Raw genomic sequence first — 23,069 nt, forward strand, 5'->3', positions numbered from 1 at the left:
TAAGGTCAGACATTAACTTCCTGTCATTAATTTAGCTACAATTTTTGCTGTAGTCGTTTCATTAATTCCAGACATTTCTGCAATAATGGATGATCTTGTTTGATTATCCACCGCATTTAAAATCCGAAGCACTTTGCTTGGACTCACATCTATCATTTTGATTAGAAGCTCTGCAGCGCTCTTTGCATTCATAGCTGTAAACGTTGCACTTAATTGCTCTTGATCAAGAACAGAGGAAGCAGGCTTCGTTGTTGGCGATTTCTGCGAATCAAGTCTTGCTTGAAGCGCGGCAATTTGCAAATCCTTTGCCTGCACGTTATCCTTCAGCTTCATCGCTGCATCAGCTGCCGTCTGAGGATTCATCTTCTCCATAATGCGCACTCGATCATCAGGCCGCATATTTGCAAATACGAGCACCATTTCATCTAAAGTCATACTTTGCAAGATTGGAGCAGCTTTACTTGGCGTAATTTTAGAAAACATGCTTGCCAGTTCTTGAATTTTCGCTTGATACTGCTCATCCTCAAGCAATTGATCATCGTTTACACCTTTAAGCTGGATGTTATCACTTTCCAAGTCCTTTACTTCTTGCTCAAGCGTCGCTTTCGTTTGATTCGCAGCTGCCAGTTCGCTTTCAATTGCAGTAAGCTGTGTTTGCAAATCTGCTATTTTTGCTGACATATTCGCTGTCTTCAAAGCATCATCATTTCCAGGCCCGCCTGCAACCTTTGGCTCGGGAAGCACGTCTTTTAGAAAGGGAACTGAGTTTCCGGCTTCCAGCATTTTATTGCGGAAATCAATATTGAACAAGGTGTACAAAACACCGAGCAATACGATTGCGAATAAAATTGGTGTCATCAAAAACATAATTCTCTCTAGCGTGCTATAGCCTTGCTTTTCATTATCCATACCCGCCAATTCCACTCACTCCCTCTAGCCGGTGTCACGCATCACTTTATGGGGTTGGTATCATGAAACGGACGCTTGCCATCTCATCTAGTTCGTTCTGCTCTTTGATTTGCATCGCATACTGGAACCGATCACGCGCATGATCTTTTGCTTTAAGCCACACTTTCTCATCTTTCATCTTGTCTGAAAGCTTAAGTCGGCTTTGCTCAACCGCCTTTTGTGCATGCAACACATCTTTCAATTTGCTTGTAATACAAGTGACCAAATAGTCTAAGTATTGTTGAATAACTTGAAGCTCAGATAAAGGAACAGCAGTCTGTGAGGATTCAAGCAGCTTGCTTTCCCATTCTTGCTGCTTCGCACGCAATTGCTCTAACGACAATTCTTCAGCCGCTAGAGCACCAATGGCCGATGAAAGAATCCATTCCGCCTGTGTTTTTTCACTAGATTTTAAATCAACAACCTTTTGAAAAGTATAACGAAACGATGCCATCTCGTGATTCAACTCCTGTAGAAGTCATTAATTAAACGACTTTGCGCTTCCTCTAAGCTCACCTTTTCATTGGTCTTTTGCTTTGTGTAGCTTTGAATCGGTTCAATAAATTCTAGCGCCATATCAATTTCTACATTTGATCCTCGTTGGTACGCCCCTATATTGATCAGGTCTTCCGAATCTTTATATGTAGCTAGCATTTTTTTTAGTTCATTCGCCGCATCTTGCTGTTCTTCTGTGACAATTTCCTTCATAACACGGCTGACAGAAGCTAAAACATCGATGGCAGGAAAATGACCTTTATGAGCTAGCTGACGACTTAAAACGATATGACCATCCAATATTCCGCGGACAGCATCCGCGATAGGTTCATTCATATCGTCACCATCAACAAGAACGGTGTAGAAGGCGGTTATCGAGCCTGTTGGCCCTGTCCCTGCACGTTCCAGAAGCTTTGGCAGTGCAGCGAATACAGAAGGTGTATAACCTCTAGTAGCAGGCGGTTCACCAATAGCCAGACCTACTTCACGAAGAGCCATTGCATACCTTGTAACGGAATCCATCATCAACATAACGTCCAGACCGCGATCACGGAAATATTCAGCAATGGATGTCGCAATTAATGCGCCCTTCATGCGAATGAGTGCTGGTTGATCTGAAGTTGCAACAATAACGACCGAACGGGACAAGCCTTCTGGGCCAAGATCCTTCTCGATAAATTCAAGCACTTCACGACCACGCTCGCCGATCAACGCAATTACGTTAACATCAGCTGAAGTATTGCGAGCAATCATGCCAAGCAGTGTACTCTTCCCTACACCGGATCCGGCGAATATGCCTACACGCTGACCACGCCCGACGGTAAGAAGCCCATCGATCGCTCTTACACCGATACCGAGTGGTTCAACGACGCGCGGCCGTTTAAGCGGATTGCTTGGTTCATTATAAGTAGAATAATGCGGCATACGCCTTGGCAAAAATGATCCATCCAGCGGATTTCCAAGCCCATCGAGCACTTTACCGAGCAGCTCTGATCCGACTTGAACAGTCAAAGGTTTGCCTGTACCTACAACATCACAGCCCGGGCTAATGGACTGAAGATCACCGAGCGGCATTAATATTACTTTATTATCACGAAAACCAACGACCTCTGCCTTGATAGGCTTTGCGCCTTTGGATGGATAAATAAAGCAAACATCGCCTATGCTCGCATCAGGTCCTTCAGACTCCACGGTTAGGCCGATGACCTGAGTGACTTTGCCATTGACCCGAACGGGATCAAGCGGCTGCAAATGCTCGATATACTTAAGCACATCTAGATTATTCACTATCATAGGCTTGACCTCGTTCTTCGCCGCTATGATGAGCAAGATGTATTAATTCTTTTTTGATCTCAGCAAGCTGCGTGTCAATTCGAGCGTCTATGCTGCCAAATGAAGAGCGAATAACACAACCGTTGTCTTTAACCGTCGAGTCAGGCAAAATTTGCAATTCCGCTTGAGAATCGATGGCCATATGAAGCTCTTCTCTAGCTGCTTGCACGAATGCAAGCTGCCCAGGTGCAACACATAGAGTAATAACTCCTTGCTCTCTGCGTCTAGACAATGATTTGCGAATGAGCTCGATTGCCATTTCAGGAGCCGTTGATAGCTGCTGCCCAATAATTTTTTCGGCAATCGCACAGCTTAGTTCAACAAGAAAGGGTTCTGCTTCCTGAATGATTTGTTCTCTCATTTGAAATGCAGTTTTTAGCACATCCGATGCTTCAGCCAGCTTTTGCTCCCAGATCTCACGCATTTCCTTTTCGGATTGCGCGGCTCCTTCGGCATAACCAAGCTCATAGCCTGATTGCCTGGATGCTTCTGATGCTGATTCATCTTCTGTACGTTTTTCAAGCCACCATACATCGATTTGCTGCTGTGTATCAGCAAGAAGCTTTTCACTTTCTTCTGCTGCATCACGCAGTCTCTCTTCTGCATATAGCTGAGCATCATTTAATATTTGATCTCGCAAAGTTATCGTTTCTTCATCAGGAACGGGTTCCATATCCTCTTCCTGATCCAGCGATTCATTGATTTCAAGATTCCGTTGATGCAGCCATTCGAGCTGCTTCAATTGATCAAGAGTAATCACACTCGAAGATTTGATCAAATTAGACAATGATATCGTCTCCTCCACCACGGGCGATGATGATTTCACCTGACTCTTCTAATCTGCGAATCGTAGCAACAATGCGTGTTTGCGCTTCTTCAACATCACGAAGCCGCACTGGTCCCATAAATTCCATTTCTTCTTTGAATGTTTCGGCCATACGCTTCGACATATTGCGGAAGATCGCTTCTCTAACTTCTTCACTTGCCACTTTAAGCGCAAGCTGAAGATCGGAATTCTCGATATCGCGAATGATTCGTTGAATGGAGCGATTGTCGATATTGACAATGTCCTCGAAAACGAACATCCGTTTTTTGATTTCTTCTGCAAGCTCTGGATCTTGAATTTCAAGCGCATCGAGAATCGTACGCTCCGTCCCGCGATCGACACCATTCAATATTTGAACGATAGAGTCGATACCGCCAGCATTCGTGTAATCCTGGGTAACGGTTGCGGACAGTTTTTGTTCAAGCACTCTTTCTACCTGCGAAATGACTTCTGGCGATGTGCTATCCATCAGAGCAATTCGCCTCGCAACCTCTGCTTGTTTCTCTTGCGGCAGCGATGAAAGAATGTGCGAAGACTGCTCCGATTGCAAATACGATAATACCAAAGCAATCGTCTGCGAGTTCTCATTTTGAATAAAGTTCAAAATTTGTGTAGGTTCCGCTTTTCTAGCGAAGTCAAATGGTCTTACTTGGAGCGTTGCCGTTAACCGGTTAATAACTTCAAGAGCTTTTTGTTCACCGAGCGCTTTCTCCAAAATGTCTTTGGCATAAGAAATGCCGCCTTGCGTGATATACTCTTGAGCCATACAGATTTGGTGGAACTCGCTTAAAATCGTTTCACGATCACTACTGTCCACTTTACGGACATTTGCGATTTCAAGTGTTAGCTGTTCAATTTCTTCATCTCTTAAATGCTTGAATATTTGAGAGGATACATCAGGTCCAAGCGTAATAAGTAAAATGGCAGCTTTCTGTCGACCAGATAATCCTTGCATTGATTTTGACACATGAACCACCTCTATTCATCCACAAGCCATGTGCGAAGAAGGTTAACGAACTCATCCGGTTTTCGTTTGGCAAGTGTTTCAAGATTTTTTCTAGCCTGACTGTCGTTGTTGACACTTTCCAAATCAAGTGTTGGATATTCCACTTTAGCTGGAGCAACCAATTCGATTTCTTCCTCGGCAACCTTCTTGCGTCTGCGTGCTAACATGTAGATAAGTCCGCCAATGATAGCAAGAGCAGCAACACCAATTCCGATAATCCAAGGTGTTGATAGTAGGCTCGATTCCTTAGCAGAACTGCTTCCAGAAAATGTTCTTGCAATAAGAGCAACTTTTTTCTCTATCAATGCGTCATTGGTTACATCTTGACCAGAATCAGCTAGTTGTGCGCGCACCAATGCAGTCAAATATGTCATAATGGCTGATCTGCTTGCTTCATCATTCATTTGTGACTGTTCGATGCCGATACTAATAGAAAGGTCTTTCAAAACAAAAGGTCCGGATTCGATGTTGCTATTGACTCGAGTCACATCATAATTCCGAATGGTCGAGTTCGATTCTGAAGAATTGCTGCCCGTCGCAGCCGCTTCGTAGCCCGGTACGTCAGTCTCTCCAGTTCCTGCAACACCGCCAGCGTCTCCTGAATTGCCAGTCGAAGTACTGTTATTCAGCTGTTCACTAATGATAATGCCGTTATTGTTGTTATTGTCTAGCGGCTTCACAACAGATTCTTGCGATGTCTTCTTATCGAAGTTCATGCTGCTAGAAACTTGAACGACTAAATTATCAGCTCCAACGATCGTTCCTAGAAACTGCTGGATATTTTTCTTGAGCTCAGCCTCATATTTGCGCTGAATGACGAATTGGGACTCAACCGCATCTGAATTATTAGCTATTCCGCCAGCAACATCAGAGTAGATTAATTCGCCTTGAGGACTTGAGATCGTAATATCCTTAATTGCCAAATCCGGAACCGCTGTTTTCACCAGGTTGTAATAGCCGTGGATTTCCTTCTGGCTTGGACGATAGCCAGACACGAATTTCATCATAATCGATGCTGATGCTTGCTCCGCATCTTCTGCAGAAAGAAATACACTTTCTTTTGGCAAGTTAACCAAAACCTTCGAACTGTCCACACCTTGCATCGCATTCAGCAACTGTTGAACTTCACCGTTCAAAGCATTCAAATATTTTACATTGAATTCATTTTCGGTTGTGCCAAACTGGCTTGAGCTTGCATTAAATGCTTCAAAACCAATGGAACCGTTTTGAACTAAACCTTGAGAACCTACATCCACTTTTATTCGTGCTGCATCTGTGCTCGGTACTGAAATGCTTTTCCCATTGTTGCTGAGCTGGTAAGGTATTCCGCTTCCGTCTAAGTAAGTCATAATAGCAGCTGCGTCTGTTGTATCCAAACCTTGAAAAGCAATTTCGTATTCCGTTCTCGTAAATACAATTGTTAACAAAATAATTGCTAACAATAGTCCACTAATAGATGCCCCCAACCAAATTTTTTGTTTTCTGCCCGTCTGGCTCCATAATTGTGTAAGCCTACCTCGAAACTGGGCGATTCTCTCGTTCACATTTTCACCTCACCCAAATACTATGCTAGGTCTTCATGATGGTTAAATTTGCATCCGCATCATTTCTTGATATGCCTCGACCATTTTGTTGCGGACTTGTGAGGTAAGCTGCAAACTTAGTTGCGCCTGCTCAGAAGCAATTAAAACCTTTGAAACGTCAACCTGACCTATTAAGTATTTGTCGTTAAGCTTATGAACGTTCTTTTCCTGATCACTTACATTATTAATTGCCGTTTCTAGATATTGACCAAATGATTGCGTCAATTGTGCCGGAGTCGCTTCTTGAACCGATTTAGTTTCAATGAGTTTGGTTGGCTGAACCGGGCTAAGCGACATCGCTTGTATCATCATTACTCCCCCAATACTTCATATGGAATTGTTAATCAATTACTTTCCTATTTCTAGTGCCTTAATAAACATTGATTTGGTAGCGTTTAGCGCGGTTACGTTTGCTTCGTAAGATCTTGTAGCTGCAATCATATCTACCATTTCCTTCGTTACATCCACATTCGGCATATTTACATAGCCGTTTGCATCAGCATCAGGATGCGTTGGATTATAAATGAGCTTGTTTGGCGATTGATCCTCTTTAATTCTCGTTACTTTAACTCCTTGAGCAGCGGAGTTTTCATTCATTTGCTGAGAAAGCACATTTGAGAAGGACTGCTGCAGAGGTTCAATGACAACCATCTTTCGCTTGTACGGCTGGAATTGTCCATTTACAAAACTGCCTCTCGTCGTTTCAGCATTCGCTATATTAGAAGAAATTACATCCATCCGCAGTCTTTGTGCTGATAGAGCCGAAGCGCTGATATCAAACCCTGTGGACAATTTCATCGTTAAGCTCTCCCTTCAATCGCTGTGCGCATCATTCTTACCTCATGATTAATCTGTTGGACATAAAAGTTGTAGCTTAATTGGTTTTTAGCTAGCAAAGACATCTCACGATCGACATCAACATTATTTTCATTGTTGTTCATCGAAGTTGTTTCATCGGTAATAAGTTTGGGTATAGGTACATTAGAAGAACCTGCTCCAATAGCAATATGCTTTTGATTCGTTCGTTTGCCGATCAATTGCCCTTGCGTATTTCCCATGGATTGCTCTAATAATTCCTCAAACAAAACCTCTGACCGTTTGAAATGCGGCGTATCACCGTTTGCCACATTGTTAGAAATGACGCGCTGCCGCATTTCAGCTGCTTGAAGCGCACCTTCCATTCTTCCAAATGCTGCGCCATTCAACAAATTCACGTAGTTTCACCACTTTCACATAGGGGATCTTCTTAACGTATTCAACAGATTACTGCTCATTCCTTCTTTGTTCGACAGTAAATATTAAAAAAATGAGATACATGTGTCGATTTTTGCCGACATGATAATATTCAACAATTTCCTAAATTATTACAATAAGAAAAAAGCCCTATCTTTAAAATCAGATAGGGCAAAAATGGTCTAAACGTCCTATAATTATCGCTTCATCTTATCTAATTCTTGCAATAATTGGTGATTTAATATTTTAATGTATGTGCCTTTCATGCCTAATGACCTTGTTTCTATGACACCAGCACTCTCCAGCTTCCTAAGCGCATTTACAATAACTGAACGAGTTATTCCTACCCGGTCAGCAATCTTCGATGCGACAAGCAAACCTTCCTTGCCATCAAGCTCCTCGAAAATATGCTCGACTGCTTCTAATTCGCTAAATGACAAAGAACCGACCGCAACGGCAACAACTGCACGACTGCGAACCTCCTGCTCAATCTCATCCGCGCGCTCGCGTAAAATCTCCATGCCTACAATCGTTGAACCATATTCAGCTAAAATGAGGTCATCGTCATCGAAAGTACCGGACAAACGGGTCAGGACCAACGTACCTAGACGATCTCCTCCGCCAATAATAGGTACAACCGTCATAATTTCTTGATCACCTAACCGCGGAAAAGTTTCGTAAATTCCCGAATCAGGCTTCACATTCGTCATCGATTCCTGCATATCAAGAAACCGAACGTTGCTCTCTTGCGGGAAACGAAGCTCATCAGCTGATAACGTTCGCATGAAATCGTGATCAAACGCATCTACTGCGGAGCAGCCAAGTATTTTTCCTCTCCGGCTGACGACAAATACATTGGTTTGGATCGTTGTACAAAGTACTTCTGCCATTTCCCTGAAACTCAGCGCTTTGCCAGCTGCGCGTTGCAACAACCGGTTCAGCGTTCTAGTCTTCGTTAGTAAAGTCATTCTAATGCCTCCCAAAACTCATAACAACTACAGTATATATTGACTCAAATCGCGATTTTGCGCAATGCTTCCGAGTTTTTCTCGAACGTATTCCGGCGTAATCGTCATTTTTTCGAGCGACAGCTCAGGCGCTTCAAAAGATAGATCCTCCAGCAGCTTCTCCAAAATCGTATGCAAGCGACGCGCGCCAATATTTTCAGTATTGCGGTTAACATCTGCGGCAATGGACGCAAGCTCACGAATCGCCTCATCAGTAAATTCGATCTGAATGCCTTCCGTTTCAAGTAGAGCTGAATACTGCTTCGTTAAAGCATTTTTTGGTTCTTTCAAAATACTTACAAAATCGTCCAAGCTAAGACTAGTCAGCTCTACCCGGATCGGGAAACGACCTTGAAGCTCTGGTATCAAATCCGAAGGTTTGGCAACATGAAACGCGCCAGCAGCGATAAACAACACATAATCCGTTTTAACGGGACCATATTTTGTCATGACAGTAGAGCCTTCAACGATAGGCAAAATATCACGTTGAACACCTTCCCTAGATACATCTGGGCCAGATCCACGTGATGGGCTCGCAATTTTGTCAATTTCATCTATGAAAATAATGCCAGATTGCTCAGCTCTTGTAATCGATTCGGTAATGACATCATCCATATCGATTATTTTGTTAGCTTCCTCCTGCGTCAACACCTTGCGAGCTTCCTTTACAGGCAGCTTGCGCTTCTTCGGCTTCTTCGGCATTAATTGACCGAACAGCTCCTGCATATTCATGCCCATGCCCTCTGGGCCCTGGCCTGAAAGCATATCCATCATATTAGGTGAGGAGTCCTCTACCTCAATTTCAATGATTTCGTTTTCCAGCTTGCCAGCCGCGAGCTGCTCTTTAATTTGCGAACGTTTTTGAAAGAGCGCATTTTCCACTTCCGGCTCTTCCTTTTGCTCTTCTGATTGCTGTTGATTGCCAAACAACATTTCAAATGGATTTTTTTGCGATTTAGCCTTAGCCGTTGACGGAGCAAGCAAAGAAACGATGCGATCATTAGCTAGCTTTTCTGCTCTGTCTTTTACTTTTTCCGTTTTTTCTGTTTTCACCATACGTATAGCTGTTTCCACTAGATCGCGGACCATTGATTCAACATCACGGCCTACATATCCGACCTCAGTAAATTTCGTCGCTTCTAGTTTCACAAATGGTGCCTTAACCAGCTTTGCCAAGCGGCGTGCGATTTCCGTTTTACCTACTCCGGTAGGTCCGATCATCAAAATATTTTTCGGAACGATTTCATCGCGCAGCGTTTCATCGAGCAAACTTCTCCGGTAACGATTGCGAAGCGCAATGGCTACAGAACGTTTCGCTGGTTTTTGCCCAACAATATACTTATCAAGCTCCGCTACGATCTGACGAGGCGTCAGTGCATCATTTCCCATTATAAAATCCCTCCGATTTCTATTCTTCGCTAAGACTTTCCGAAGTTTGGCCTTCTATCCAAAATCCTGTTACTCGATTTATACGATCTCTTCAACAATAATATTATGATTCGTGAATACACAAATTTCTGCCGCTATTTCTAGCGATGAACGTGCGATATCCTTTGCTTCCATTTGAGGTGCATGACGCTGAAGCGCTCTTGCTGCCGATAATGCGAAGCTGCCGCCTGAGCCGATTGCTAGAATGCCGTCATCCGGCTCAATGATCTCACCGTTGCCTGAAATAAGCAGCAAGCCGGTTTTGTCCATAACGAGCATCATCGCTTCCAATCTACGAAGGACACGGTCTGAACGCCATTCCTTGGCAAGCTCAACAGCTGAGCGCTGCAAGTTGCCGTGATGCTCCTCCAGCTTTGCCTCAAACTTCTCGAACAAAGTAATGGCATCTGCAACTGATCCTGCAAAACCTGCGACGACTTGACCGCGATAAAGCCTTCTTACTTTTTTAGCAGAGTTTTTCATGACCATGCTATTCCCAAAAGTGACCTGACCATCCCCGGCAATTGCACCTTTTCCCTCATGACGAACTGCGCAAATCGTTGTAGCGTGAAATTGCATTTCCATTGCTTTGCCTCCTCAAGGTTCCAAATAATTAAATTGCCATGCCTTCATTACGCAATATTATTGCAAATGTTCCTTTTTAAATTGCTCAATACCTTCCAAAGCGCGATTCGCAATCATTTCGTTCTTTTCTTTTTTGCTGCGGATCTTCTTCTCAAGCGGTGGAAATAAACCGAAATTAGCATTCATCGGTTGGAAATGCTTGAAATCGGCTGTTGTAATATAATGAGCCATACTGCCAAGCGTAGTTTGCTCCGGCAATACGAGTGGTTCAAGATCTCGAGCTAATCTTGCAGCGTTGATTCCAGCAATCAAGCCGGAAGCAGCAGATTCCACATAACCTTCAACACCGGTCATCTGGCCTGCAAAAAATAAGGTCTCGCGGTTGTTAAGCTGATAGGTAGGCTTAAGCAAACGAGGTGAATTGATAAACGTATTGCGATGCATAACGCCGAAACGAACAAACTCAGCATTTTCCAGACCTGGTATTAATGAGAAGACGCGTTTTTGCTCTCCCCATTTGAGATGAGTCTGGAATCCAACTAGGTTGTATAATGTTCCTGCAGCGTTATCCTGACGAAGCTGAATTACAGCATGTGGCAGCTCACCCGTGTGCGGATTTACAAGTCCAACTGGCTTCATAGGTCCAAACAATACGGTTTGTTTGCCTCTGCTTGCCATAATCTCGATCGGCATACAGCCTTCAAAGTAGACTTCCTTCTCAAAATCTTTTACTTCTGCTTTCTCAGCTGTTGTCAGCGCTTCGTGGAAAATTTCAAATTCTTCTTCTGTCATTGGACAGTTCAAATAAGCAGCCTCACCTTTATCGTAACGGGAAGCTAAATAAACCTTGCTCATATCGATCGAATCTTTTTCAACGATTGGCGCTGCAGCATCATAGAAATAAAAATACTCTTCGCCCAGCAGCTCTTGAATTTGCGAAGACAAGCCCGGTGCTGTAAGTGGGCCTGTAGCAATAACAACAATTCCATCCTTCGGAATTTCTGTTACCTCTTCATTCCGTACTTCAACAAGTGGATGCTCATGCAGTCTACGAGTAACTTCACCAGAGAAACCGTCGCGGTCAACCGCCAGCGCTCCTCCCGCAGGTACAGCGTGCTGATCAGCACAGCTCAAAATAAGCGAGTCTAGTCGGCGCATCTCTTCCTTTAATACTCCAACAGCATTTGCAAGACCATTAGAACGCAAGCTATTGCTGCATACAAGCTCTGCAAATTGATTCGTATGATGAGCAGGTGTTTTTGTGACTGGACGCATTTCATACAAAACGACAGGTACTCCTTGTGATGCAATTTGCCATGCTGCCTCGCTGCCTGCTAGTCCTGCTCCGATGACGGTTACTTTTTGTGGTTGTGACAAAATATATTCAATCCTTTCAGATATAGTTCACGTAGGTTGACCTTTGGCGCTACTACCTTGCCTTCAAAGGTTTTTTTATTGTAAATTAATAATTTCGAACCTTCCAATAATTTCAAACATTTTGAATGTTGTGAAGTTTTTCAACTTTAAAACTTTATAAGCTTTTTGAAGGATGAAAGAGCTTTTAGAGCCTTTCATGCTTTACAAAACTTTTAAAACACTTTTTGTATTTTAAAACATTTTTACAACAATTTTACAAGCATTTTAAAACATTCAATTCCTTTTTAAACATCAAACCTTTTAAAACTTAAAACCCCCACAAACTTTTCGAACCCACCCAAACCCTCCCTTCCAAGGGAGGGCCCCAAGGACTGCGTCCTCTGGACACCTGCAATTGGACTAACCTCAGTGTTAAACAGTCGGTTATCCATCCCATTGCCGTAAGATCGCTTCCGTCACTTCGTGACACGCTTCCAGCTTGCGCTAACATAGATCTCATCCATCAGTTCGTGATACGAGTTCAGCCTGCGCAAACAAAGATTTCATCCATCAGTTAGTATTATGAATTCAGCTTGCGCAACAAAGATCTCTTCCATCAGTTAGTATTATGAATTCAGCTTGCGCAACAAAGATCTCTTCCATCAGTTAATGATATGAGTTCAGCTTGTGCAAACAAAGATCTTTTCCATCAGTTAGAGATTGGAGTCCATCTACCACAAACAAAGACATCTTTCATCACTTCGTGACAGGTTTCCGGTTTGCGCAAACTTTAGTATCGCATGACCGAAAGGAAGTAGAAGCTTAGGCGCGATTTGAGCGATTTAAGCCATTTGAATCATCAGAATGATTGAAACCATTATAAATCGATTACAGCAGCTTAATAGCCCGTTTAACAACGGTGTCCCCCCTTTGTGAAGGGAGGACGGGTAAGGCGGTTGTCATTCGATTCTGTAGTATGGTTGCTAATGCTAGCTCATGCTTAATTAATCCGTATCGGTACCTTGCTCGTCTTCATCCAATACCTCTTCGGAATAATCACATGTTGGGCAAAGCAGCTTTGCTCCGCTGCGATTGCGCTTTTCAACAAGCTTGGACTCGCCGCATTGCGGGCAAGGTTTGTTCGTCGGTTTATCCCATGACACATAATCACAGCCGGGATATTGATCACAGCCATAAAATATACGTCCCTTTTTGCTCCGACGCTCAATGATTTTGCCTTCTGCGCATTTCGGACATGTCACACCGATATCCTTGACGATCGGTTTCGTATTGCGGCAATCCGGGAAGCCCGAGCACGCAAGAAACTTGCCAAATCGGCCCATCTTATAGACAAGGTGGCGTCCGCACTTCTCACAAAGCTCATCGGACACTTCGTCTTGAATTTCGATTTCCTTCATTTCATCTTCGGCAACTTCTAATCTTTTCTCAAAGGATTCGTAAAATGTAGCGAGCACCTTTACCCAATCCTCTGTGCCTTCTTCCACATGGTCGAGATTGCCTTCCATGTTCGCTGTAAACTCCGCATCCAAAATTTCAGGGAAAAACTCTTCCATGAGCTGAATGACAAGATCTCCAAGCTCAGTTGGCATAAATTTTTTCTCTTCCATTGCAATGTATCCGCGCTTCTGAATCGTTTCCAGAGTTGGCGCATACGTACTTGGACGACCTATACCGAGCTCCTCAAGCGTCTTTACTAGTCGCGCCTCCGAAAAACGTGGCGGCGGCTGCGTAAAATGCTGTTTTGGATCTATCGATTCTGATTGAATGACATCTCCAGCGGCTAGCGGCGGCAAAAACTTATGCTCTTCAACCGTGCCGTCATCGTTGCCTTCCACATATACCTTCATAAAGCCGGCAAATTTCACTTTAGAACCAGTAGCTCTAAACGTTGTATCGCCTGCCTGCAAATCCACGGTCATCGTGTCGAGCACTGCCGATTGCATTTGACTCGATACGAAACGTTCCCATASGAGCTTATACAGTCGCAGCTGATCACGACTCAAGAACGGTTTCATTGATTCGGGATCTCTTAATATGGACGTTGGCCGAATCGCTTCATGCGCGTCTTGAGCGTTGCTGTTTTTCTTTGTGTAAATGCGTGGTTGTTCAGGCACAAAAGCTTCGCCATACTTCTCAGAAATGAATTCTTTCGCTTCTTCTTGAGCGATAGGCGAGATGCGCGTAGAATCGGTTCTCATATAAGTAATTAAACCGACTGTACCTTCTTTACCCAGCTCAACGCCTTCATACAGCTGCTGTGCTACTGACATCGTCTTAGAAGCCCGGAAGCCAAGTTTCCTTGCCGCTTCCTGTTGAAGGGAGCTCGTTATAAATGGAGGCGCTGGATTGCGCAGACGCTCCTTCTCTCTCACGTCAGAGACTGTGAGCTTGCTGCCCTTCATCGCTTGTAGAACTTCCTCAACGTCAGCTTCCTTGCCTAACTCACGTTTTTCTCCAAGAATGGAATGATATTTCGCATCAAAAGGAATTCCTGCATGAGTCAGCTTCGCAGTGATGGACCAGTATTCCTCAGGGATGAATGCATCGATTTCGTTCTCACGATCGATGATGAGCTTAACGGCAACCGATTGAACCCTGCCGGCAGACAAGCCCTTCTTCACTTTTTTCCATAGAAGCGGACTAATCTTGTAACCAACCAATCGGTCCAAAATCCTTCTCGCCTGCTGCGCGTTAACTAAATCCATATTAATCTTTCGCGGTGTCTTAAAAGCATCCTTCACGGCCTGTTTCGTAATTTCATTAAATACAACGCGGCAAGTATCGGTCTCATCCAGCTCCAAATAATGCGCCAAATGCCAAGCAATCGCTTCACCTTCGCGATCCGGATCGGCTGCTAGAAAGACATGTTTCACTTTTTTGCTGGCATCCTTCAATTCCTTGAGGATGCTGCCTTTGCCGCGGATGGTTATGTATTTAGGATTAAAATCATTTTCAACCTCGACGCCGATCTGGCTTTTGGGCAAATCGCGAATATGTCCCATAGAAGCTTTAACGATATATTTACTGCCAAGATATTTACCAATCGTTTTGGCTTTCGCGGGTGATTCGACGATAACTAAAGAATCTGCCATGTAAGGCGCCTCCTCTCTCCATTGCAAGCTATAAAGCAATATATATTGATCCGGGCTGCAATTCAATTTTGCGTTTTATACATAAATTTAGCAGAAGTGCGTTCAAATGTCCAAACGGGAAGGCGGAGAGCTCGTGCAACTCATTAATAGATAAGGGCTGATCTCGCAAAAAAGCAATCAATTTACTCTCCTCAGGCGTTAGCTCTGGCTTATTTAATTCCTGTTCGGACTTGCTCGCTGCATCTGCTTCCTTGTAAGCTTTAAGCGCTTCCGGCAGCCAATTCAGCTCATCGATAATATCTTCAACGCAGCTAATAAGCTTTGCTTCTCCGCGTTTGATGAGCGCATTTGGCCCCTCACTCTTAGGCGATGAGTTTGGACCGGGTACAGCAAACAACTCCCGAGACATGTCCATCGCATGCTGTGCTGTTATCAGTGAGCCGCTCTTCGTTGCGCCTTCCACAATAACCGTTCCTACAGATAATGCCGCAATAATACGATTGCGCTGTGGAAATTGTCCAGGATGCAGCGGAGTACCGATCGGCGTTTCTGAGACGAGCAAGCCATGCTCGGCAATTTTGTGAAACAATGATAGATTCTCAGTTGGATAACACTTATCAATAGGCGTAGGCAGAACAGCAATCGTTCCTCCCGCTCCGTACAACGCTGCTTCATGAGCTTTGCTATCGACACCTTTGGCTAGGCCGCTAACCACCGTCAAGCCAGCAGAGGAAAGCTCCTGTGCCAGCGTAGTCGCTGATTGCCTGCCATATGCGGTCGGCACTCTTGTACCTACTACTGCAATTGCTGGACGCTGCAGCAGCTCAAGACGTCCTCTAGCATACAAGACCCAAGGCGGCTGTGCAATCTCTCTTAAAATTTTCGGATATTCGGTATCATAAGGCGTTAATGCGATTGCATTTACTGCAGCAACTGCTTCTGACGGATCTTCTGTCAAAATCCATGGCCGCTCTGCATAACGTTCAGCCGCTGCTTTCGCTTGACCACGATGCAGGCCTATAGCAAGTAAATCTTCTATGCTCCATGATCGTTTATTCCAAAATTCATGGTGAACAGCCTTCTGAATTGCATGCCATCCTATGCCAGGAATTTCGTGAAAGGCAATAACCATTTGTCTACGAATATCTTGTTTTTTAGTCATCAGTACCAAGCCCCTTCTCTACTCGGGCTGGCCTACATACTTATCTATTGTGCGGTAGATAGCATAAGAATGCAAGTCAGCCGATAAAATAATGGCAATCCGCAAAAAAAAAAGCAACCTTCCAACTCCCGTTATCGGGTCGTTGAAAGGTTGCTTACCTTAGATCAAACTATATAATTATTTGCGTGTGATACATTTTTCAAGAAGGCCTTGCTCTTCAAGAACACTCACAAGCGTTGAACCCATCTCAGATGGTGTTGGAGCTACTTTAATGCCGCAAGCTTCAAGCGTTGCGATTTTTTCAGCAGCTGTTCCTTTACCACCGGAAATGATTGCGCCAGCATGTCCCATCCGTTTGCCCGGAGGCGCTGTTGCGCCGCCAATGAAGCCGACAACTGGTTTTTTCATGTTTGCTTTAATCCACTCAGCAGCTTCTTCCTCTGCTGTACCGCCGATTTCACCAATCATGATTACCGCGTAGGTATCTGGATCTTCATTGAAAAGATTCAAGATATCGATAAACTCAGAGCCCTTAACCGGGTCGCCGCCGATTCCTACTGCAGAAGATTGTCCAATTCCACGAGTCGTTAATTGATGAACCGCTTCATAAGTCAATGTTCCTGAGCGAGAAATTACGCCAACATGTCCAGCTGTATGAATGTAACCAGGCATAATGCCGATTTTGCATTCATCCGGCGTAATTACGCCTGGGCAGTTAGGTCCAATAAGAACGGTTTTACTGCCGTCCATGTAACGTTTAACTTTTACCATATCCAGCACGGGAATGCCTTCTGTAATACAGATAACAAGATCAAGCTCAGCGTCAACCGCTTCCATGATTGCATCTGCAGCAAATGCAGGTGGTACATAGATAACTGAAGCATTAGCGCCAGTAGCAGCTTTTGCTTGAGCAACCGTGTTGAAAACAGGCAATGATACGAGCGTGCCGTTATCAAGTGTAATATCAACGTTTGTGCCACCTTTGCCAGGTGTTACGCCGCCGACCATTTGCGTACCGTATTCCAATCCGCCTTTGGTATGGAACAAGCCAGTTGCTCCTGTAATACCTTGGGTAATGACTTTTGTATCTTTATTAACCAAAATGCTCACTCTTAACTCACATCCCCTGAATGAATTCGTATGCGGCCTATGCCACACAGCAAGTTATCTTATTTCACGAGAGCGACAATCTTCTGCGCGCCGTCCGCCATGGAATCCGCAGCCACGATGTTCAATCCCGATTCTTTCAAAATAGTTTTGCCGAGGTCTACGTTAGTACCTTCTAGACGAACAACGAGCGGACGGTCAAGACCGACTTGCTTCGCTGCTTCGACAACGCCATTTGCAATTACGTCACAACGCATAATGCCGCCGAAAATGTTAACGAAAATACCTTTAACTTTTTCATCAGACAAAATGATTTTGAACGCTTCTGTTACCTTCTCAGCTGTAGCACCGCCCCCTACGTCTAGGAAGTTGGCAGGGTCGCCGCCGTAATATTTGATAATATCCATTGTTGCCATCGCTAGGCCTGCACCGTTGACCAAGCAACCTATGTTGCCGTCAAGAGCGATGTAGCTAAGGTCGTATTTGGACGCTTCAATTTCTTTTGCGTCTTCTTCTTCCAAATCGCGAAGCTCAACGATATCTTTGTGACGATAAAGAGCGTTTGAGTCGAAGTTCAATTTAGCATCAAGAGCAATAACTTGTCCGTCGCCAGTTACAACAAGCGGATTGATTTCTGCAATGGATGCATCTTTCTCAACAAAAGCGGTATAAAGAGAAATCATGAACTTAACTGCTTTGTTAACAAGCTCATTAGGAATGTTGATTGCATAAGCTAGTTTGCGCGCTTGGAACGCTTGCAAGCCAACAGCAGGATCAACGATCTCCTTAATGATTTTCTCCGGGGAGTGTTCAGCAACTTCTTCAATCTCAGTGCCGCCCTCTTCCGAAGCCATCATAACGACACGACCTGTACCACGGTCTAATACTACGCCGATATAATATTCTTTCTTAATGTCGCAGCCTTCTTCGATCAGAAGACGTTTGACTTCCTTGCCTTCTGGACCTGTTTGATGCGTAACAAGCACTTTACCTAGAATCTCACTAGCATAAGCGCGCACTTCATCAAGATTTTTTGCTACTTTAACTCCGCCCGCTTTACCACGGCCGCCAGCGTGAATTTGTGCTTTCACGACAACAACCTTTGTTCCGAGCGATTTAGCCGCTTCAACAGCTTCGTCTACAGTGAAGGCTACTTTACCTTCAGGTACGACGACACCATACTGTTTAAGGACCGCTTTCCCTTGATATTCATGGATATTCATTGTTGAAATCCTCCATTTCACAGACTGAAATCAGTCATATGTACACAAACCTCTATTATTGTAGCACCTTTCCCCACCAGTTACCTTACTTTCACACATAATTAATACGGCTTTTTTGATATGGGTTTCATCTCAAAATGAGATTAAAGCGATAAAACCAGCTGAAATGCTCGTTTTATAAGGGAAAATACCACGCCATTTAGTATGACCCAATCCTAAAAATCATACCCGAAACATTTTAAATATTGACAATGCGAAGATAACTAAATTATGATATTGGCAAATTCATAACGATGGAACGGAATCGTAAGGAAGCACCTTCATTCATACATATGGGGGTGCTTTTTGTCGTGTTTAGTTTAATTCAGAGCGCAAGCGTTTATGGAGTAGATGGTAAAAGCATCTCGGTTGAGGTTGATATTTCCAGTGGCCTACCCCAAATCAACGTAGTAGGTTTGCCTGATCCTGCTGTTCGCGAATCTGTTGAACGTGTTCGAGCCGCTCTAAAAAATAGTGGTTTTACTTTTCCTATGGACAGAATTACGGTTAATCTAGCTCCTGCCGACTTGCGCAAGGAAGGCACATCCTTTGATTTAGCCATTGCGGCGGGCATCTTAACTGCAAGCGGACAAATTAGCGTTGCCCCTTTTGAGAATACGCTTCTTCTTGGAGAGCTCTCACTTAACGGCAATGTCCGTCCGGTAGCCGGTGTACTTGCCATGATTGAACAAGCGAAACGACTTGGCTTTACGCGTGTCTTACTGCCTGTAGCGAACGTCAAGGAAGCCATCTGGATTTCTGATATGGAATTGTTTGCGTTAAGCCACCTGAAAGAGCTTGATTTAATCAAAAAGAAACAATCCGACTGGAACGATATTCGTGTCGATCATAGAAACGATTCCAGCTTTAGCCAAATTGAAAACAAAGCATATCTAGATAAGCAAGATGAAATTGGTGATTATGGAGATGTTATCGGTCAGCATCAAGCCAAACGAGCTATGCTTATAGCCGCGGCTGGCAAACACAATATTTTGCTCAGCGGACCTCCAGGCACGGGTAAAACGATGATGATTCGGCGTCTACCGGGGATATTGCCCTTATTGACTGAACAAGAAGCGCTGGAGGTTACGAAAATATATAGTGTAGCTGGCAAGCTGCTGGATAGCTCCCACGGCCTTATTACTCATCCACCATTTCGCGCTCCGCATCATACCATATCGTCCGGCGGACTGATCGGCGGCGGCTCTATCCCTAAGCCGGGAGAAGTTACACTCGCTCATCGCGGCGTGTTGTTTCTTGATGAATTGCCAGAATTTCCGAGACAGGTGCTTGAGGTTTTGAGACAGCCGCTGGAGGATCGTATAGTCACCATTTCCCGCTCCAAAGCCGTGTTCCAGTTTCCAGCAAGCATTATGCTGGCTGCCTCCTTTAATCCATGTCCATGCGGCTATTATGGGCATGAGTATGGCGACAAACGCTGCACTTGCAGCGCTACACTCATTAGCCGTTATCGATCTAAGATATCAGGGCCATTGCTTGATCGAATAGATTTACAGCTAGAAGTGCCAAGACCTATTTCTCTAGAGCATGCTTCAACTGGCCCATCACTTAATACTGCCCAAATGAAGCAGCTAGTGCTGGGTGCATATGCCTTTAAACAAGATCGCACAGCAGGCATCAGTCTCAATCCTATTGGATCATTAAACGGCGCTGCCCTTCGAAGGTCTGTAAATATAAAGCCAGAAGCCGCAAGCCTGCTGGAAAGTGCTTTTGAAGCGCTTGGAATCAGTATGCGGGCATACGATAGAATGCTGAAGCTGGCACGCACCATAGCCGATCTTGAAGCAAGCGACGCAGTCGATACAATGCATATCGCGGAAGCTATTCAATATCGCGGGCTTGATAAGCCGTTTTCATAATAAAAAAACTTTCTCTGTAGGTTAGCTCCCGTCAGAGAAAGTCCAATTTGTTACTTTTTTAGAACGCTGCCTCAAAATGCTTTAAAGAAGTGACGATCTCATCTGCACGGCTCAACGTTATCGCAACAACATCAAAGCGAATGGATGCATCTGAGCGCCCGACACTGCGTAAATAAACTTGAGCCGCGTCCCTAACCTTCTGTTGCTTGCGATAATCCACCGACTCCGCGGCTGTGCCGTATTTGCCGCCTTCTTTTCTCGTACGCACCTCTACAAATACAAATCTATCAGAATGTTCAGCAATAATATCAATTTCTCCTATTCTACATCGCCAATTCCGCGTGAGAATATTATAATTCGCTTCTATTAAATACAAACAAGCTGCTTCCTCGCCAAGCTGACCCGTAGCTTTCCTATTATCTAGTTTCCGCGTCCCATTCGCTCTTCCCTCATCATCACCCATCTATCATTTCCCTCGCTTTTCGGTCAGAACGATAAACAAAGCTTAAAATTTCTGCGACGAGCGTATACAGCTCACCCGGGATTTCTTGATCGATATCAAGCTTAGAGAGCACTTCTACTAATGAGGAATCCTCTTGAACAGGAATGCCATTTTCCTTCGCTTTCTCAAGGATGAGATCCGCTAAATGCCCTTTCCCTTTAGCAACCATAACCGGAGCAGTGCGCTCGCCTGGCTCGTATTTTAAAGCGACTGCTTTCCTGACTTTCGTTTGTGGCTGATTTTCACTCTGATCGCTGCTCATATACGATAATCGACTCCTTTGTAACGATTGGCTGCAAAGGCGCTCATATCCGTCATTTGCTGGTTCTTAACTGCTGCTGATGCTGCTTCCACCTTTGATTCCCCCGCTTTGGGAAGCGGCGTTGTTCGCAGTGAAAGCAGCTGATAGCCTGCTTGCTGAAGGCTGGCAGCAATTTCATTTCGAGATTCTTCAGCAAGCGATGAGATTGCAGGATGATCATTCCACAAGTTTAAACTCACAATTTTGTCCATCACATTTACGTCAACCATCGTATCGCCCAGCGTGTTCATCGACAAATTAAAGAGCAATCTGCAATTCGAAGCGTCAAGCTCTCCTTTTCGCCCTCTTCTTGTCTGAATGTGAACCGATGCGGTTTGTTTGCCGTCTGCGTTATTGATTGGAATAAACATCGTCACATGTGTGAGAACCGAGCTGTTCCGCTCAGGAGTAAGCAAAAGCTGCTGGCCTGTTATTTGCTGTACAAGCTGCTGCGCTGTCTCTTTGAGAGCAGGAGGTGTATGATCCGATGAAACAAGAGCTAGCAAGGCACTTTTCAATGATTCCTGCTGAGCAGGCGGAGAAGAATCTGTCATTGGAATGCTGTCTGCAACGGTCGAAAGAACCGCTAAGGCTGCTCGTTCAACCATATGCTTTTGATCCGGCAGCCTTGCTTGCTGAGAATCAGCGGTTTCAAACTCTGCTGGTTTTGCCAGCATAACGGTTGGAGCAGCTTCTTTGCTGTTAGCCTCGACGATAGGATTCTGCAGCGGTGGTGCTGAAGCATACGTTACAGTCGCCGGCTTCGCAGCAGTTTCCGTTGTTGCTGGCTGAGAAGCAGGTGCTAGCTGACTCAATTGAGTATCCGCTGTAAAAACTTTGGCAAGCTGAAGCTCATGATCGACGCCCATCCATTTCATCATCTGTCCCAGCCAGTTGGGCTGACTTGACTGACTGGCTAATGCTCTAGCCGCTTGAGGATTAGCTTGTTGATCCGGAGCTTCGTCCTCAGACATAGCGACAGGTGCTGCTGTTGCCTGCGGCAAGTCCGTTTTGACGATTTGCGCGTTTAATTGCTTTGCAGTCGGTATGTCCTTTGTAACGGCTTCTCCTGATCTTGCTGCACCAGACTCAGCCGTCACTCCACGAAGCAGCTCGAGCCCTTCCGTCAGAAGCGCTTGCACACGTGCAGCTGCTTGAGTTGCGGCTTTTGTTTCAGCTGTCCCTTCATCCGAAACGCTCGTGAATGAAGTAATTTGCTGCTGCAACGTCTCGAGCAGCTCATGCGTGCTGCGCCCGAACATAACCTGCTGCATCGCACCTACAGTAGCACCCGTCATAGGCAGCCCTCTTTTAAAGGTTGCGGCAGCGGACTGCATCCATTGCTCCGCATCTCCACCAGCCGGCATCGCGGATGCAGCCTGTTGAAAGGCTTGCGCAACGTCGCGGTTTAGAATAACGCCTTCCTTCCGCAAATCCTTTACAATCTGCGCTGCCCATTTCTGCTCTGGCAACGCCAGCTGTTTAGCCCATTCCTTGAACGTATCATCAGGCAATCCCACTTGACCAGGTTCAACCTGTTTAAGCATTACAAGCGCTCCGCTTGATTGAGGCTGCACTTGGAGCATTGCTGATTGTCCCACTTGAAGCGGCAGCTCTAGCTTCGCACGCACTTGTACACCGTTAATTTGTACGAGCGCTTCGTTATTTTCCATCACCTGCAAGATGACGCCTCTTACCACTTGTCCAACTTTAAGCTCCACAGCTCGTGTATCCGCACTAGAAGCCTCTCCTAAGAAGCTTCGCATCATTTGACTTATATTCATTTGTTCATTCGCCTCCGTTGCTCCAGCGCCATTCTATGCGTTTGCTCTTTGCACTTAAGCGAGCTCTTTACATAAGCATGTACGACTTCATTAAACCTATAAGCCTTATATCGGTCAAAATGAGCAAAGCTTGTAGCCGTTCACCCCAAAAAACAGCAC

General features: G+C 44.8%; 21 protein-coding genes. 1 reads left to right on the top strand and 20 read right to left on the bottom strand.

What is annotated here, in order from left to right; genetic code table 11:
* Positions 1 to 12: 12 nt before the first annotated feature.
* The 17 genes from AC1DM9_RS13190 to sucC form a co-directional block, all read right to left on the bottom strand.
* Complete coding sequence (locus tag AC1DM9_RS13190; RefSeq protein ID WP_441881439.1) at positions 13 to 909, bottom strand: MotE family protein; 897 nt, start codon at positions 907 to 909, stop codon at positions 13 to 15.
* A gap of 46 nt (positions 910 to 955) precedes the next feature.
* The gene (gene fliJ / locus AC1DM9_RS13195; protein ID WP_076269151.1) at positions 956 to 1,402 is read right to left on the bottom strand and encodes a flagellar export protein FliJ; all 447 of its coding nucleotides are present in this window, start codon (positions 1,400 to 1,402) and stop codon (positions 956 to 958) included.
* Between the two features lie 8 nt (positions 1,403 to 1,410).
* Positions 1,411 to 2,736, bottom strand: a complete 1,326-nt coding sequence (gene fliI / locus AC1DM9_RS13200; RefSeq protein WP_076269150.1) for a flagellar protein export ATPase FliI — start codon at positions 2,734 to 2,736, stop codon at positions 1,411 to 1,413.
* On the bottom strand, positions 2,723 to 3,562 hold the full coding sequence (locus AC1DM9_RS13205; protein WP_477550288.1) for a FliH/SctL family protein: 840 nt from the start codon (positions 3,560 to 3,562) through the stop codon (positions 2,723 to 2,725). The genes fliI and AC1DM9_RS13205 overlap by 14 nt, the downstream gene beginning before the upstream one ends.
* The gene (gene fliG / locus AC1DM9_RS13210; protein ID WP_179089844.1) at positions 3,555 to 4,556 is read right to left on the bottom strand and encodes a flagellar motor switch protein FliG; all 1,002 of its coding nucleotides are present in this window, start codon (positions 4,554 to 4,556) and stop codon (positions 3,555 to 3,557) included. The genes AC1DM9_RS13205 and fliG overlap by 8 nt, the downstream gene beginning before the upstream one ends.
* A 23-nt stretch (positions 4,557 to 4,579) precedes the next feature.
* Complete coding sequence (fliF, locus tag AC1DM9_RS13215) at positions 4,580 to 6,151, bottom strand: flagellar basal-body MS-ring/collar protein FliF (protein ID WP_477580349.1); 1,572 nt, start codon at positions 6,149 to 6,151, stop codon at positions 4,580 to 4,582.
* Between the two features lie 42 nt (positions 6,152 to 6,193).
* Positions 6,194 to 6,499, bottom strand: a complete 306-nt coding sequence (fliE, locus tag AC1DM9_RS13220) for a flagellar hook-basal body complex protein FliE (protein ID WP_076269147.1) — start codon at positions 6,497 to 6,499, stop codon at positions 6,194 to 6,196.
* Between the two features lie 39 nt (positions 6,500 to 6,538).
* A complete protein-coding gene (gene flgC / locus AC1DM9_RS13225; protein WP_441881295.1) occupies positions 6,539 to 6,988 on the bottom strand; it encodes a flagellar basal body rod protein FlgC in 450 nt (149 codons plus the stop codon).
* A gap of 2 nt (positions 6,989 to 6,990) precedes the next feature.
* On the bottom strand, positions 6,991 to 7,404 hold the full coding sequence (gene flgB / locus AC1DM9_RS13230; protein ID WP_339208914.1) for a flagellar basal body rod protein FlgB: 414 nt from the start codon (positions 7,402 to 7,404) through the stop codon (positions 6,991 to 6,993).
* 216 nt (positions 7,405 to 7,620) lie between these two features.
* Positions 7,621 to 8,391: a GTP-sensing pleiotropic transcriptional regulator CodY gene (gene codY / locus AC1DM9_RS13235; protein WP_076269144.1), complete on the bottom strand. Its 771-nt coding sequence runs from the start codon at positions 8,389 to 8,391 to the stop codon at positions 7,621 to 7,623.
* Positions 8,392 to 8,418: 27 nt separating this feature from the next.
* Positions 8,419 to 9,819 carry an ATP-dependent protease ATPase subunit HslU gene (gene hslU / locus AC1DM9_RS13240; RefSeq protein WP_441881297.1) on the bottom strand — a complete coding sequence of 467 codons (1,401 nt, stop codon included), beginning with the start codon at positions 9,817 to 9,819 and terminating at the stop codon, positions 8,419 to 8,421.
* 78 nt (positions 9,820 to 9,897) lie between these two features.
* Positions 9,898 to 10,443, bottom strand: coding sequence for an ATP-dependent protease subunit HslV (gene hslV, locus AC1DM9_RS13245; RefSeq protein ID WP_076269142.1), 546 nt, complete (start codon positions 10,441 to 10,443; stop codon positions 9,898 to 9,900).
* A gap of 57 nt (positions 10,444 to 10,500) precedes the next feature.
* Positions 10,501 to 11,820 (bottom strand): FADH(2)-oxidizing methylenetetrahydrofolate--tRNA-(uracil(54)-C(5))-methyltransferase TrmFO, encoded by a 1,320-nt coding sequence (gene trmFO / locus AC1DM9_RS13250; RefSeq protein ID WP_076269141.1) that lies wholly within the window; start codon positions 11,818 to 11,820, stop codon positions 10,501 to 10,503.
* 983 nt (positions 11,821 to 12,803) lie between these two features.
* Entirely contained in the window at positions 12,804 to 14,912 is a 2,109-nt protein-coding gene (topA, locus tag AC1DM9_RS13255) for a type I DNA topoisomerase (RefSeq protein ID WP_477580351.1), read from the bottom strand.
* Between the two features lie 28 nt (positions 14,913 to 14,940).
* Positions 14,941 to 16,074, bottom strand: coding sequence for a DNA-processing protein DprA (dprA, locus tag AC1DM9_RS13260; RefSeq protein ID WP_339208909.1), 1,134 nt, complete (start codon positions 16,072 to 16,074; stop codon positions 14,941 to 14,943).
* Between the two features lie 177 nt (positions 16,075 to 16,251).
* On the bottom strand, positions 16,252 to 17,184 hold the full coding sequence (gene sucD, locus AC1DM9_RS13265; protein ID WP_053375706.1) for a succinate--CoA ligase subunit alpha: 933 nt from the start codon (positions 17,182 to 17,184) through the stop codon (positions 16,252 to 16,254).
* 59 nt (positions 17,185 to 17,243) lie between these two features.
* Positions 17,244 to 18,404 carry an ADP-forming succinate--CoA ligase subunit beta gene (sucC, locus tag AC1DM9_RS13270; RefSeq protein WP_076268348.1) on the bottom strand — a complete coding sequence of 387 codons (1,161 nt, stop codon included), beginning with the start codon at positions 18,402 to 18,404 and terminating at the stop codon, positions 17,244 to 17,246.
* A gap of 293 nt (positions 18,405 to 18,697) precedes the next feature.
* On the opposite strand from sucC, the gene AC1DM9_RS13275 reads away from it, so the two are divergent.
* Positions 18,698 to 20,323 carry a YifB family Mg chelatase-like AAA ATPase gene (locus AC1DM9_RS13275; protein WP_477580353.1) on the top strand — a complete coding sequence of 542 codons (1,626 nt, stop codon included), beginning with the start codon at positions 18,698 to 18,700 and terminating at the stop codon, positions 20,321 to 20,323.
* Positions 20,324 to 20,381: 58 nt separating this feature from the next.
* Here the strand turns inward: AC1DM9_RS13275 and AC1DM9_RS13280 are convergent, their stop codons facing one another.
* The 3 genes from AC1DM9_RS13280 to AC1DM9_RS13290 are packed head-to-tail and all read right to left on the bottom strand — an operon-like array spanning position 20,382 to position 22,910.
* The gene (locus tag AC1DM9_RS13280) at positions 20,382 to 20,786 is read right to left on the bottom strand and encodes a YraN family protein (protein WP_477511432.1); all 405 of its coding nucleotides are present in this window, start codon (positions 20,784 to 20,786) and stop codon (positions 20,382 to 20,384) included.
* Positions 20,779 to 21,087, bottom strand: a complete 309-nt coding sequence (locus AC1DM9_RS13285; RefSeq protein WP_076268346.1) for an EscU/YscU/HrcU family type III secretion system export apparatus switch protein — start codon at positions 21,085 to 21,087, stop codon at positions 20,779 to 20,781. Before AC1DM9_RS13285 ends, AC1DM9_RS13280 begins: the two co-directional genes overlap by 8 nt.
* A complete protein-coding gene (locus AC1DM9_RS13290) occupies positions 21,084 to 22,910 on the bottom strand; it encodes a hypothetical protein (protein ID WP_477580355.1) in 1,827 nt (608 codons plus the stop codon). The genes AC1DM9_RS13285 and AC1DM9_RS13290 overlap by 4 nt, the downstream gene beginning before the upstream one ends.
* Between the last annotated feature and the right edge of the window lie 159 nt (positions 22,911 to 23,069).

This window comes from Paenibacillus sp. 01T431, from assembly GCF_056398625.1.

Bases quoted from the DNA above. Each gene is read 5' to 3' on its own strand.
- AC1DM9_RS13280 (WP_477511432.1), bottom strand. From the start codon at position 20,786: ATGGGTGATGATGAGGGAAGAGCGAATGGGACGCGGAAACTAGATAAT.
- codY (WP_076269144.1), bottom strand. From the start codon at position 8,391: ATGACTTTACTAACGAAGACTAGAACGCTGAACCGGTTGTTGCAACGC.
- hslU (WP_441881297.1), bottom strand. From the start codon at position 9,819: ATGGGAAATGATGCACTGACGCCTCGTCAGATCGTAGCGGAGCTTGAT.
- AC1DM9_RS13190 (WP_441881439.1), bottom strand. From the start codon at position 909: ATGGATAATGAAAAGCAAGGCTATAGCACGCTAGAGAGAATTATGTTT.
- dprA (WP_339208909.1), bottom strand. From the start codon at position 16,074: ATGACTAAAAAACAAGATATTCGTAGACAAATGGTTATTGCCTTTCAC.
- AC1DM9_RS13285 (WP_076268346.1), bottom strand. From the start codon at position 21,087: ATGAGCAGCGATCAGAGTGAAAATCAGCCACAAACGAAAGTCAGGAAA.
- AC1DM9_RS13275 (WP_477580353.1), top strand. From the start codon at position 18,698: ATGGAACGGAATCGTAAGGAAGCACCTTCATTCATACATATGGGGGTG.
- sucC (WP_076268348.1), bottom strand. From the start codon at position 18,404: ATGAATATCCATGAATATCAAGGGAAAGCGGTCCTTAAACAGTATGGT.
- fliE (WP_076269147.1), bottom strand. From the start codon at position 6,499: ATGATACAAGCGATGTCGCTTAGCCCGGTTCAGCCAACCAAACTCATT.
- fliJ (WP_076269151.1), bottom strand. From the start codon at position 1,402: ATGGCATCGTTTCGTTATACTTTTCAAAAGGTTGTTGATTTAAAATCT.
- hslV (WP_076269142.1), bottom strand. From the start codon at position 10,443: ATGGAAATGCAATTTCACGCTACAACGATTTGCGCAGTTCGTCATGAG.
- flgC (WP_441881295.1), bottom strand. From the start codon at position 6,988: ATGAAATTGTCCACAGGGTTTGATATCAGCGCTTCGGCTCTATCAGCA.
- fliI (WP_076269150.1), bottom strand. From the start codon at position 2,736: ATGATAGTGAATAATCTAGATGTGCTTAAGTATATCGAGCATTTGCAG.
- AC1DM9_RS13290 (WP_477580355.1), bottom strand. From the start codon at position 22,910: ATGAATATAAGTCAAATGATGCGAAGCTTCTTAGGAGAGGCTTCTAGT.
- fliG (WP_179089844.1), bottom strand. From the start codon at position 4,556: ATGCAAGGATTATCTGGTCGACAGAAAGCTGCCATTTTACTTATTACG.